The 12637-nt window shown below is 61.8% G+C and carries 9 protein-coding genes; all 9 read left to right on the forward strand.

What is annotated here, in order from left to right; all coding sequences use genetic code 11:
- The first annotated feature begins 24 nt into the window (after positions 1-24).
- On the forward strand, positions 25-1299 hold the full coding sequence (locus LJE98_RS05055) for a CmpA/NrtA family ABC transporter substrate-binding protein (RefSeq protein WP_229573799.1): 1275 nt from the start codon (positions 25-27) through the stop codon (positions 1297-1299).
- A gap of 343 nt (positions 1300-1642) precedes the next feature.
- The gene (locus LJE98_RS05060) at positions 1643-2941 is read left to right on the forward strand and encodes a CmpA/NrtA family ABC transporter substrate-binding protein (RefSeq protein WP_229573800.1); all 1299 of its coding nucleotides are present in this window, start codon (positions 1643-1645) and stop codon (positions 2939-2941) included.
- An 88-nt stretch (positions 2942-3029) separates the two neighbouring features.
- A complete protein-coding gene (ntrB, locus tag LJE98_RS05065; protein WP_229573801.1) occupies positions 3030-3926 on the forward strand; it encodes a nitrate ABC transporter permease in 897 nt (298 codons plus the stop codon).
- Positions 3927-3939: 13 nt separating this feature from the next.
- The gene (locus LJE98_RS05070) at positions 3940-4737 is read left to right on the forward strand and encodes an ABC transporter ATP-binding protein (RefSeq protein ID WP_229573802.1); all 798 of its coding nucleotides are present in this window, start codon (positions 3940-3942) and stop codon (positions 4735-4737) included.
- A 5-nt stretch (positions 4738-4742) separates the two neighbouring features.
- The gene (gene nirB, locus LJE98_RS05075; protein WP_229573804.1) at positions 4743-7190 is read left to right on the forward strand and encodes a nitrite reductase large subunit NirB; all 2448 of its coding nucleotides are present in this window, start codon (positions 4743-4745) and stop codon (positions 7188-7190) included.
- A gap of 46 nt (positions 7191-7236) precedes the next feature.
- Positions 7237-7572, forward strand: coding sequence for a nitrite reductase small subunit NirD (gene nirD / locus LJE98_RS05080; protein ID WP_229573806.1), 336 nt, complete (start codon positions 7237-7239; stop codon positions 7570-7572).
- A gap of 3 nt (positions 7573-7575) precedes the next feature.
- A complete protein-coding gene (locus LJE98_RS05085; protein ID WP_229573807.1) occupies positions 7576-10233 on the forward strand; it encodes a nitrate reductase in 2658 nt (885 codons plus the stop codon).
- On the forward strand, positions 10205-11344 hold the full coding sequence (locus LJE98_RS05090) for a siroheme synthase (RefSeq protein ID WP_229573808.1): 1140 nt from the start codon (positions 10205-10207) through the stop codon (positions 11342-11344). Before LJE98_RS05085 ends, LJE98_RS05090 begins: the two co-directional genes overlap by 29 nt.
- A gap of 236 nt (positions 11345-11580) precedes the next feature.
- Complete coding sequence (locus LJE98_RS05095) at positions 11581-12585, forward strand: TRAP transporter substrate-binding protein (RefSeq protein ID WP_229573810.1); 1005 nt, start codon at positions 11581-11583, stop codon at positions 12583-12585.
- The last annotated feature ends 52 nt before the right edge of the window (positions 12586-12637 follow it).

Genomic DNA, 12637 nt, shown 5'->3' on the forward strand with positions numbered 1-12637 from the left:
GGTGGGGACACTAAAGTGAGCGACATGATGAGCAGGCAGGGAGAAATCGGCACAGGCGCTCCGGCGCTTCTTAGTTCCGGACGAGAGCAACGGGTCCTGCGTGCCGGTTTCATTCCGCTGATGGACGCCTCGATCCTGATCGCGGCAGCGGAAATGGGATTTGCAGCGCATGAAGGCCTCACGCTCGATCTCGTGCGCGATGTCTCCTGGGCCAATGTCCGTGACCGCCTCGCCTTCCGCCAGTTCGACATAGCGCACATGCTGTCGCCCATGCCGGTCGCCTCGATGCTCGATCTCGGCTCCAATCCCTCTCCGACGATCACGCCCTTTTCTCTCGGGCGCGGCGGCAATGCGATCACCCTCTCGCTCAGGCTCTATGAACGCATGAAGGCTCGCGCCGATCTCGCCGAGGATGCGAGTGCGCTCGACAATGCCAAAGCGCTCGCCGCTGTATTGGCCGACATGCGGCAGAAGGGGGAGCAACCGCCGACGCTCGGTATGACCTATCCCTTCTCCTCGCACAATTATGAATTCCGCTACTGGCTGGCGGCGGGCGGGGTCGATCCCGATCATGACGTGAAGCTTGTGGTTGTGCCGCCGCCGCTGACCTCGGACGCGCTCGCGGCCGGTGCCATCGACGGCTTCTGTGTCGGTGCGCCATGGAACATGGTGGCCTCCGAGCGCGGCGTCGGGCGGATCGTCGCGGCGAAACAGGATATCTGGCCGTCAGCACCGGAGAAGGTCGTGGGCATGCGGCCGGACTGGGTTGCGACGAATGGCGATACCGTCAGCCGATTGATCGTTGCGCTCGACAAGGCGGCCCGTTGGTGCGACCAGCCGGACAACCACGATCATCTCTCCGAGATCCTGGCTTCGCCGCGCTATATCTCAGCCCCGCAGGACATCATCCGCCGTGTGCTGGCAGGTGAGTTCAGTCTCGACGCCTGCGGCAACCGGCGACTGATCCGCGACTATTTCGTCTTCCATCGCCAGGCTGCCAACTATCCCCAGGCGAACCAGGCGCTCTGGATCTACAGCCAGATGATCCGTTGGGGACAGGTGGACTTCAGCCCCGACAACATGCAGCGCGTCCAGAGTGCCTATCGCACTGACCTCTATCGCGACGCGCTCGGGACCGAGGCCTCTCTGCCGGAAGACGCGGGCCTGCTGCCCGGGGCATCGCCGAGCGATCGCTTCATGGATGGCCGCGTTTTTGATCCTGACCGGATGCAGGATTACATCGAGGGATTTGCCGTCCGGTCCGAGCGGAGACCTGTCCGGAATACCGCGGAAGACTGAGCACGCGCACAAATCGTGTCGCTTTTTCGTGCGGCTTTGTGCAGATGCACAAATTTTACACCGTGAAAAAATCGGCATCCTGAAGCGCGGCGCCTCAGCATTATGCTATTTTCTGATTTATTATCATATACTTGGCGCGGACTCCTTTAAACTGGCACGGCAATTGCGTTATTGAAAACATCCGGTCAACGGCGACCGGGCGAAAGAGCGCCTGAAGCGCGCTCACCAGAGACATCGACGTCGCTTGGTTTGCACACGGGATCCTCAATTCCCGCAGATGCAGTCACCGAGCGGCGTTTTTTTGTTTTTCCGGATCTCCGTCACACCAGAGGGACCACACGACATGACGAAGACTACAGGAATGAGCACCACCCGCCGCCAGCTCCTCAAGGTCACTTCCGCCGCAGCGCTCGTCAGCGCCGCCCGGCTGGCCTTCCCATCGGGCGCCTTCGCCGCAGGCGCGGGTCCGGAAGTCAAGGGCGTCAAGCTGGGCTACATCGCACTCACCGATGCCGCACCGCTGATCATCGCCAAGGAAAAGGGGCTATTCGACAAGTTCGGCCTGACCGAAGTCGAAATCCTGAAACAGGCCTCCTGGGGCGCCACACGAGACAATCTCGTGCTCGGCGGCGGATCGAACGGAATCGACGGCGCACATATTCTGACCCCGATGCCCTACCTCATCTCGGCAGGCACGGTGACGCAGAACAATGTGCCCGTTCCAATGTCGATCCTGGCGCGCCTCAATCTGGACAGTCAGGGCATCTCGGTTTCCAAGGAATATGCCGAGACCGGTGTCCAGCTCGACGCATCCAAGCTGAGGGACGTGTTCGCAGCCAAGAAGGCTGCCGGCGGCGAGGTGAAGGTCGCCATGACGTTCCCCGGTGGAACCCATGATCTCTGGCTGCGCTACTGGCTGGCTGCCGGCGGCATCGACCCTGACAAGGACGTATCGACCATCGTCGTTCCCCCGCCACAGATGGTGGCGAACATGAAGGTCGGGAACATGGACGCCTTCTGCGTGGGTGAGCCATGGAACGAGCAGCTGGTCAATCAGGGGATCGGCTTCACGGCCTGTACGACGAGTGAGCTCTGGAAGGGCCATCCGGAAAAGGCGCTGGGTCTCCGATCCGACTGGATCGAGCAGAACCCGATCGCCGCCAAGGCTCTTCTGATGGCCGTGATGGAGGCCCAGATGTGGGCTGACAGCATGGACAACAAGGAGGAAATGTCGGCGATCCTCGGCAAGCGCCAGTGGTTCAACGTGCCGCCGAAGGACGTGGCTGGACGCCTCAAGGGCACGATCAACTACGGCAATGACCGCGTGGTGGATGATTCCGGACTGGAAATGAAGTTCTGGAAGGAGCACGCGTCCTATCCCTTCAAGAGCCATGACGCCTGGTTCCTCACCGAGAATGTCCGCTGGGGCAAGCTCGCGCCCGATACCGACATCAAGGCGCTGGTCGACAAGGTCAACCGCGAGGACATCTGGCGCGATGCCGCCAAGGACCTCGGCGTTGCCGACGCCGACATCCCGGCTTCCACCTCCCGCGGCCCGGAAACCTTCTTCGACGGCAAGGTCTTCGATCCGGAGAATCCGCAGGCCTATCTCGACAGCCTCGCCATCAAGGCAAGCGCCTGACGCTGCGGCCTTTTCCCTGCCCAGTCCGGCAACGGCTTGGGCAGGGAAACACCCCGCTTCCAATTCGATACGCGCAGAGGATATTTCCATGACCGCCACCGCTCGAAAAGCAGAGACCGAGTCGATTCCTGCCTCCCAAAGCCGGAATGGCATCGTTGTTCACCTGGCGAAGCGCACAACGCCGAAGTTCGATGTGAGGCGCGCCGGGCTCGGACTTGCTCGCAACACGCTTCCGCCGCTCCTGGTCACGCTGGTGCTCCTGGGTATCTGGCAGCTCACCTGCTCCCAACCGGGCGCCACCCTGCCACCACCCTCGCAGGTCTGGTTCGAGAGCTACGATCTGATCGTCGATCCCTTCTTCGTAAACGGTTCGCAGGATATCGGCCTCGCCTGGCGTGTCCTGACGTCCCTGGAGCGCGTCGCCATGGGCTTCGGCCTCGCCGCCATCGTCGGCGTTTTCCTCGGGGCCGTCGTCGGACAATCCATCTGGGCCATGCGCGGTCTCGATCCGATCTTCCAGATTCTGCGCACCGTGCCGCCGCTCGCCTGGCTGCCCCTCTCGCTCGCCGCCTTCCAGGATTCGAATCCGTCCGCAATCTTCGTCATCTTCATCACGTCGATCTGGCCGGTGATCATCAATACGGCCGTCGGCGTGCGCAATATTCCCGACGACTATCGCAACATTGCCCGCGTTCTGCGTCTCAACCCGCTGGAATTCTTCGTCCGGATCATGGTGCCGGCCGCGGCGCCCTACATCTTCACCGGTCTTCGCATCGGCGTGGGCCTCTCCTGGCTTGCAATCGTCGCGGCCGAAATGCTGACCGGCGGCGTCGGCATCGGCTTCTTCATCTGGGATGCGTGGAATTCGTCTCGTCTCCCCGACATCATCGTGGCGCTCGTCTATATCGGCGTGACCGGCTTCGTCCTCGACAAGCTCGTCGCACTGCTGGGCAGCGTCGTCACCCGTGGCACAGCCAAGAACTGAGGGGGATGCCATCATGTCCAGCTATCTCAAGATCGATCACATCGACAAAAGTTTCGAACGCGGCGGCGTCCGCGCCGAAGTCCTCAAGGACATCACACTCACCATCGAGAAGGGTGAATTCGTCTCGATCATCGGCCATTCTGGCTGTGGGAAGTCGACTTTGCTGAACCTGATTGCCGGGCTCACACGCGTTAGCGCCGGCGCCGTGCTTCTGGAAAACCAGGAGGTCAACGAGCCGGGTCCGGACCGTGCCGTCGTCTTCCAGAACCACTCGCTTCTGCCCTGGCTCACCGTCTATGAGAACGTCAATCTGGCCGTCTCGAAAGTGTTTTCCGGGCGCAAGACCAAGGCCGAAAAACATGACTGGGTGATGCACAATCTCGACCTGGTGCAGATGGGCCATGCGAAAGACAAGCGCCCGGCCGAGATTTCGGGCGGCATGAAACAGCGCGTCGGCATCGCCCGGGCCCTGTCGATGGAGCCGAAGGTTCTTCTCCTCGACGAGCCGTTCGGCGCGCTCGATGCCCTGACGCGTGCGCACCTGCAGGATGCTGTCATGGAGATCCACGGCCGGCTCGGCAATACGATGATCATGATCACTCATGACGTCGACGAAGCCGTGCTGCTCTCCGACCGGATCGTGATGATGACGAACGGTCCAGCGGCCCGGATCGGGGAGATCCTCGACGTGCCGATCGAGCGCCCGCGCAATCGGATCGAGCTCGCCTCGGATCGCACCTACCTCAAATGCCGCGAGGCCGTGTTGAAATTCCTCTACGAACGTCATCGCTTCGTAGAAGCTGCGGAGTGAGACCCATGGCGGAAAAACTGGTCATCATCGGCAATGGCATGGCGCCGGGCCGCATGCTGGAAGAACTGTTCGAGAAGGCGCCCGGTCTCTATGAGACAACGATCTTCAACGCGGAGCCGCGGGTCAATTACGACCGCATCATGCTTTCTCCCGTTCTCTCCGGCGAGAAGGCCTATGAGGACATCGTGATCCATGACGATGCCTGGTATGCCGCGCAGGGCGTGACGCTCCACAAGGGCGCAAGGGTCACGGAGATCGACCGTCTGGCAAAGACGGTGACATCGGCGAATGGCATCACCGCCGGTTATGACAAGCTGGTCATCGCGACGGGGTCGCTCCCCTTCATCATCCCGGTTCCGGGCCATCAGCTGCCAGGCGTGCTTGCCTATCGCGACCTCGACGATGTCGAAAAAATGCTGGAGATCGCCGAGCGCAAAGGCCGCGCGATCGTCATCGGCGGTGGGCTTCTCGGCCTCGAGGCAGCCTATGGCCTCAAGCGCCAGGGCATGGAGGTGACCGTCATCCACCTGATGCCAACGATCATGGAGCGGCAGCTTGATCCGGCAGCCGCCTATCTTCTGGAAAAGGCGCTCACGGAGCGTGGAATCGAGATCATCACCAAGGCAAACACGAAGCAGATTCTTGGCACCGACAGGGTCGAAGGGATCGAGCTCGAAGACGGCAGGGTGATTGCCGGCGACATGGTCATCATGGCGGTCGGCATTCGTCCGGCATCCCAACTTGCCAAGGATGCGGGCCTTGCCGTCAACCGGGGCATCGTCGTCGACGACGGCATGATGACTTCGGATGCCTCGATCTTCTCGCTCGGGGAATGTGCCGAGCATCGCGGTATTTGCTACGGCCTCGTGGCCCCACTCTACGAAAGCGCCCGCGTTCTGGCCGACCGCCTGACCGGCGGCGACGCCGAATATCATGGCTCGGTCGTCAATACGAAGCTCAAGGTGACCGGTATCAACCTCTTCTCCGCCGGAGACTTCGGCGAGGCGCCGGATCGCGAGGAAATCGTGCTGCGCGATGCAGCATCCGGTATCTACAAACGTCTGGTTCTCAAGGAAAACCGCATCATCGGCGCAGTCCTCTATGGAGAAACCGCCGATGGTTCCTGGTTCTTCGATCTCCTGAAGAAGCAGACCGACATATCGGAGATGCGCGACACACTGATCTTCGGCCAGTCCTACCAGGGAGGGTCTCCGCTGGACCCTATGGCGGCCGTTGCAGCCTTGCCGGATGATGCGGAAATCTGCGGCTGCAACGGCGTGTGCAAGGGCAAAATCACCGCGGCTATCACGGGCAAAGGTCTGACGACACTGGATGGCGTGCGCGCACATACCAAGGCGTCGGCCTCCTGTGGCAACTGCACGGGCCTTGTCGAGCAACTCATGGCGCTCACACTCGGCGACGCCTACAACCCGGCTGCGGTCACGCCGATGTGCACCTGCACCGAACTCGGGCATGACGACGTGCGCCGACTGATCAAGGCCAAGGGGTTGAAGACGATCCCGGCGGTGATGCAGGAACTCGAATGGAAAACCTCCTGCGGGTGCGCCAAATGCCGGCCGGCCTTGAATTACTACCTCGTCAGCGACTGGCCTGACGAATATGCAGACGACTACCAGTCCCGTTTCATCAATGAGCGCGTGCACGCAAACATCCAGAAGGACGGCACCTATTCCGTCGTGCCGCGGATGTGGGGTGGCGTAACCAACGCTGCCGAGCTGCGCGCCATCGCCGATGTCGTCGACAAGTTCGAGATCCCCCTCGTCAAGGTCACCGGAGGCCAGCGCATCGACCTTCTCGGCATCGAGAAGGAAGACCTGCCAGCCGTCTGGGCCGATCTCGGCAAGGCCGGTTTCGTCTCGGGCCAGGCCTATGCCAAAGGACTGAGGACCGTGAAGACCTGCGTCGGTTCCGACTGGTGCCGTTTCGGCACGCAGGATTCGACCGGGCTTGGCATCCGCATCGAGAAATTCATGTGGGGTTCCTGGACTCCGGCCAAGCTGAAACTCGCTGTGTCCGGCTGTCCGCGCAACTGTGCGGAGGCGACCTGCAAGGACATCGGCGTGATCTGCGTGGATTCCGGCTTCGAGATCCATTTCGCCGGTGCTGCAGGTCTCGATATCAAGGGTACCGATGTCCTGGGGCTTGTGAAGACCGAGGACGAGGCGCTGGAGCATATCGTGGCGCTGACCCAGATGTATCGCGAGCAGGGTCGCTATCTCGAGCGCATCTACAAATGGGCCAAGCGTATCGGTCATGACGAGATCCGTCGCCAGATCATGGAGGATCCGGACAAGCGCCGGGCCTATTACGAACGCTTCGTCTTCTCCCAGAAATTCGCACAGGTCGATCCCTGGTCGGAACGCGTGTCCGGCAAGGACAAGCACGAGTTCAATCCGATGGCGACCGTCGGATACTCGGCGGCGGCGGAGTAGTTCCTTTCTCCCGCCTGCGGGGGGAAAGGAAGAAACAACAAGGAGCATGCTCATGAACTGGATCGCTATCGGCACGATCGACGACATTCCCCTTCGCGGCGCGCGCTGCGTGAAGACGCCGCAGGGCAAGATCGGGGTCTTCCGGACGGCTGAGAATCTGGTCTATGCGATCGAGGATCATTGCCCCCACAAGGGCGGGCCGTTGACGCAAGGCATCGTGCACGGCACTTCCGTTACCTGCCCGCTGCATAACTGGGTGATTTCGCTCGAGACCGGCAAGGCGCTGGGCGCAGACGAAGGTGCTGTCCGCACCATCCCGATCCGCAACATCGACGGGCAGTTGTCGATCGCGCTCGAGAGCGCCCTCGTGGCGGCGGAGTGATCCATGACGTGCGAAACCCGCACCACCTGCCCCTATTGCGGCGTCGGTTGCGGCGTGATCGCAAGCGTCGATGATACGGGGACCGTCAGCGTCCGGGGTGATCCGGAGCATCCTGCCAATTTCGGCCGCCTGTGCTCGAAGGGCTCGGCGCTTGCCGAAACGCTGGACGAAGACGGACGCGCGCTGTTTCCGGAAATATACGGGCAGCGGGCGAACTGGGACACGGCACTCGATCTCGTCGCGGATCGTTTCAGCCGCACGATCGCCGAGCATGGGCCGGATTCCGTGGCCTTTTATCTCTCCGGCCAGCTCCTGACCGAGGACTATTACGTCGCCAACAAGCTGATGAAGGGCTTCATCGGTTCTGGCAACATCGACACGAATTCAAGGCTTTGCATGGCCTCTTCGGTCGCTGGCCACCGCCGGGCCTTCGGGGCCGACACGGTTCCGGGCACCTATGAGGATCTCGAACTCGCAGACCTCGTTGTTCTGGTCGGATCGAACCTTGCCTGGTGTCACCCGGTCCTCTACCAACGCCTCGCGGCCGCCAAGGCCTCTCGACCGGCGATGAAGATTGTCGTCATCGATCCGCGAAGAACTGCTACCTCCGACCTTGCCGACCTGCATCTTTCCGTGCGCCCGGACGGGGATGTGGCCCTGTTCAATGGCCTGCTGACCCATCTGGCCGACACCGACAGGATAGATCAGGGCTTTGTGGGCAGACATACGACAGGTTTTTCAGATGCTCTGCTTGCGGCATCGCGCATGTCGATGGCGGACCTCTCGGAAGCGACCGGTCTGTCCGGCATGCTGATCCGCCAGTTCTTCTGGCTTTTCGCCAGCACCGAACGGGTCGTGACCTGCTACAGCCAGGGGGTGAACCAGTCGGCGTCCGGAAGCGGCAAGGTCAATGCCATCATCAATTGCCATCTGGCGACGGGTCGTATTGGTCGGCAGGGTATGGGCCCGTTTTCCCTCACCGGCCAGCCGAATGCCATGGGTGGGCGTGAGGTCGGCGGGCTCGCCAACATGCTGGCAGCGCATATGGCGATCGAGGATCCGCAACACCGGGAGCGGGTGCAGCGATTCTGGGCTTCGCCACAGATCGCCGGGCGTCCCGGCTTGAAAGCCGTCGATCTGTTCGATGCCGTTGCCGACGGACGGGTGAAGGCGCTCTGGATCATGTCGACCAATCCTGTGGTTTCGATGCCCGATGCCGACAAGGTCAAAAAGGCCATCGAGGCCTGCCCGTTCGTTGTCGTTTCGGACATGCAGAAGAATACCGACACGGCACGCCTCGCGCATGTCCTGTTGCCGGCCACCGGCTGGGGCGAGAAATCCGGCACGGTTACCAATTCCGAGCGACGGATTTCACGCCAACGGCCGTTTCTCGTGGCGCCTGGAGAAGCGCGTCCCGACTGGTGGCACGTCACCGAAGTTGGCAAGCGCATGGGCTTTGCAACCGCTTTCGACTTCGACTCGCCGGCCGCGATTTTCGCTGAACATGCCGCCCTTTCCGCCTTCGAGAACGACGGCGCCCGCGATTTCGACATCGGCGCCTTTGCAGCGATCAACCGGGATCAATATGAGGCGCTCGTCCCCTTCCAGTGGCCCCGGCCCCTGGCTGGAGCGGCAAAGGAACGGTTTTTCGCGGACGGCCAGTTCTATTTCCCTGACGGCAAGGCGCGTTTCGTCCCCGTCCAGCCCCCCCTTCTGCCTGTAGAACTTGCACATGGCACCTTCGTGCTGAACACCGGACGCGTGCGCGACCATTGGCACACGATGACCCGAACCGGGAAGAGCGCGCGCCTTTCCGCGCATCTGGCCGAGCCTTTCTGCGAGATCCATCCGCTCGACGCAGCCGTGCATCGGCTCCGCGATGCCGACCTGGTCAAGATTGCGGACGACAAGGGGCACTTCATCCTCGTGCGTGCCCTGCTGACGGAGCGACAGGCGCGTGGGTCGCTTTTCGTGCCGATGCACTGGACGGATGAAACAGCATTCCCGGCACGGGTGGACACACTCGTTAAACCGGATGTCGATCCTGTCTCCGGCCAGCCGGCGCTCAAGCAGAGCCGCGTTTCACTCGCACGTCATGCGACCACCTTTCATGCCTTTCTGGTGGCCGCGGAGAAGCCAACACATCTGCCCTTCGAATACTGGGCGATCGCAAAGGCCGAAAACGGCTACCGGCTCGAGCTGGCCGGAGATGAACCGGAAGGCGGGTTCGAGACCTGGCTCAGCCAGAGCCTCGGCCTGGATGAGGATATCGAGATTGTGCGCTACCGCGATGTCGCGGCCGGAGATTGCCGGATCCTCGCCTTGCGTGGATCCCGGCTGGTGGCCGCGTTCTTCGCATCGCGTTCTCCGGTGGCCGTTTCGCGGCAATGGGCTGTCGACCAGTTGCTCACCGACCATGCCGATGCCACCGCCCGTTCGCGGATCGTGGCGGGGCGTCCCGGTGCAGGCCAGCCAGACAAGGGAGCGACCGTCTGCGCCTGCTTTTCGGTGGGCGCAAAGGAGATCGCCCGTGCCGTCGGCCAAGGCTGCAGATCGGTAGAGGCCATCGGCCAATTGCTCAGTGCTGGAACCAATTGCGGCTCTTGCCGCCCGGAAATCAGGAGGATCATCGATGCGCAAGCGCTCCTCGCAGCAGAATGAAGACCCAGGGCGGATCGAACCCCTGGCCAAACTTCCGGTGTTCTGGAACCTCACGGACAAGCGGGCCGTCATTGCCGGTGGATCGGATGCGGCCGCCTGGAAGGCCGAACTTCTGGCGGCCTGCGGAGCGCATGTTGACGTCTACGCCGAAGCCGAGGGGATCGGTGCGGCCATGCAGGATCTGGTCAAAGGCAAGAAGGTCGTGGTGCAGAACCGGCCCTGGCATACCGGCGTATTTCACGGAGCCGTCATGGCCATCGCTGATTGCGAGAGCGACGACGAAGCGCGCGCCTTTTCCTGTGCGGCGCGTGCGGCCGGCGTCGCATTCAACGTCATCGACAGACCCGCCTATTGCCAGTTCCAATTCGGCTCCATCGTCAATCGCTCACCCGTCATCCTGTCCATCTCGACGGATGGGGCAGCCCCGATCCTCGCCCAGGCCATTCGCCGACGGGTCGAAACGCTCCTGCCTCCGTCGCTCAAGGGGTGGGCCGCGACGGCGCAAGCGCTGCGCACGACCGTGAACAGTCAATTGGAGCCCGGGCCGAAGCGGCGCGCCTTCTGGGAGCGCTTCGTCGATCGCTGCTTCTCATCGACGAAGCCACCCAGCGAGCTCGACCGGCAGGAGCTCGTCTCAGATGTCGAAAGGCTCTGCAGCCTGCCGATCACGGGTTCGGTGACCATTGTCGGCGCCGGGCCAGGCGACGCGGAACTGCTGACACTCAAGGCCGTCCGCTGCCTGCAATCGGCAGACCTCATTCTCTTTGATGACGGCGTCTCTTCCGACGTGCTGGAACTGGCAAGGCGGGAGGCCAAGCGCATGCTTGTCGGGGCGGTCGAGGAAGACGAGCCCGGGCGCGACATGAACCTGCGCCAATTGGTGACCGGACTTGCACGGACGGGAAAACGCGTGGTGCTGTTGAAGGCCGGAGACGCGGCAGCGTCGGAGGCGGTAGCCAGCATGATCACGGAATTGCAAATGGCGGGACTGCAGGTCGATCTCATTCCCGGGATTTCTGAAAGCGCGGGCATTTCAGCCAGGGGGCACGCGCCGGCATATGCCGAAGCGGCGCCGCCCAGAGCGCGCAATGCCCGAGCCCAGGCGAGATAGCGTCGGCCACAACCGTGCAACTCCGTCACCTTCGTTTTCCGCGTGCCGCCCGCTCGCGATCTCCAGCGCTGCTGCGATAAATCCCGTTCAGAAGACCATTCCATCTGCCGTCCGAGCACTCCCCCCACGAAAATACCGGTCCGGGCAAATTTGTAAGTATTTGTAAAAATTTCTTGCGGCGGTTCTGATATCGTGGCACATCACATATCGTTGAAGTGTCATAGAGGGAGGATCATATGGCAACGATCATCAAGCGCCGGCTGTCGCAGCTGGCCCTAGCAGTAGCGCTGTGCGTTGGCGGAACGGGAGTGACAAGCACGCCAGCGAGCGCGGAAACCTGGCGCGGATGGAACATCCATGTCGCGGAATATCCGGTTTCGCACGCAATGGATTTCTTCATGTCGCGCGTCGCCGAAAAGACGGAAGGCCGGATCACCGGCAAGGTCTTCCATTCCGGCGTCCTGGGCGACCAGCCCGACGCGATCGAGCAGACCCGCCTGGGCGTGATCAATTTCGGGGTCTTCAGCCTTGGACCAATGGGGCAGGCCGTGCCCGAAACCAACGTCGTTTCGCTGCCCTTCATCTTCAAGGGTATCGACCAGATGCATCGCCTGATGGACGGTGAAGCTGGCGAAGCCATCGGAAAGGGACTTGAGGCGAAGGGTCTTGTCGCGCTCGGCTTCTATGACGCTGGGGCCAGATCGTTCTACAATTCGAAGCGTCCCATCAACGCACCTTCGGATGTCTCCGGCATGAAGGTTCGCGTCATGAGCAACGACCTGTTCGTTGGAATGATCGAAGCGATGGGCGGCAATGCGACACCGATGGCCTTTGGTGAAGTCTACCAGTCCCTCAAGACGGGCGTGGTCGACGGCGCGGAGAACAATTCCCCGTCCTATGAATCCACCAATCACTACGAAGTCGCCAAGTATTTCTCGCTCTCCGAACACCTCATCATCCCGGAATGCCTGTGCATGTCCAAGAAGACCTGGGATGGGCTTTCGCCGGAAGATCAGGCGATCATCCGTGAGGTCGGGAAGGAGAGCACCGCCATGCAACGTGCGGAATGGGCCGAGCGTGAAAAGGCGAGTATGGAGAAGGTGAAGTCCAGCGGGACGGTGGTCAACACCGTCGAGGACAAGGCTGCATTCCAGGCAGCCATGGCAAGCGTCTATGACAAGTTCCTGGCCGATAATCCGGAACTCACTGACCTCGTCAACCTGATCCGCAACGCCGACTAGCGGCATGTTCGGGACGCGGCTCTCGCCGCGTTCCGCTTCATCAATCTGGAAA

Origin of the sequence: Rhizobium sp. 'Codium 1' (genome assembly GCF_020889605.1) — a bacterium.
Classification (GTDB): domain Bacteria; phylum Pseudomonadota; class Alphaproteobacteria; order Rhizobiales; family Rhizobiaceae; genus Allorhizobium; species Allorhizobium algae.

Bases quoted from the DNA above. Each gene is read 5' to 3' on its own strand.
- LJE98_RS05070 (WP_229573802.1), top strand. From the start codon at position 3,940: ATGTCCAGCTATCTCAAGATCGATCACATCGACAAAAGTTTCGAACGC.
- LJE98_RS05095 (WP_229573810.1), top strand. From the start codon at position 11,581: ATGGCAACGATCATCAAGCGCCGGCTGTCGCAGCTGGCCCTAGCAGTA.
- nirD (WP_229573806.1), top strand. From the start codon at position 7,237: ATGCTCATGAACTGGATCGCTATCGGCACGATCGACGACATTCCCCTT.
- LJE98_RS05055 (WP_229573799.1), top strand. From the start codon at position 25: ATGATGAGCAGGCAGGGAGAAATCGGCACAGGCGCTCCGGCGCTTCTT.
- LJE98_RS05060 (WP_229573800.1), top strand. From the start codon at position 1,643: ATGACGAAGACTACAGGAATGAGCACCACCCGCCGCCAGCTCCTCAAG.
- nirB (WP_229573804.1), top strand. From the start codon at position 4,743: ATGGCGGAAAAACTGGTCATCATCGGCAATGGCATGGCGCCGGGCCGC.
- LJE98_RS05085 (WP_229573807.1), top strand. From the start codon at position 7,576: ATGACGTGCGAAACCCGCACCACCTGCCCCTATTGCGGCGTCGGTTGC.
- ntrB (WP_229573801.1), top strand. From the start codon at position 3,030: ATGACCGCCACCGCTCGAAAAGCAGAGACCGAGTCGATTCCTGCCTCC.
- LJE98_RS05090 (WP_229573808.1), top strand. From the start codon at position 10,205: ATGCGCAAGCGCTCCTCGCAGCAGAATGAAGACCCAGGGCGGATCGAA.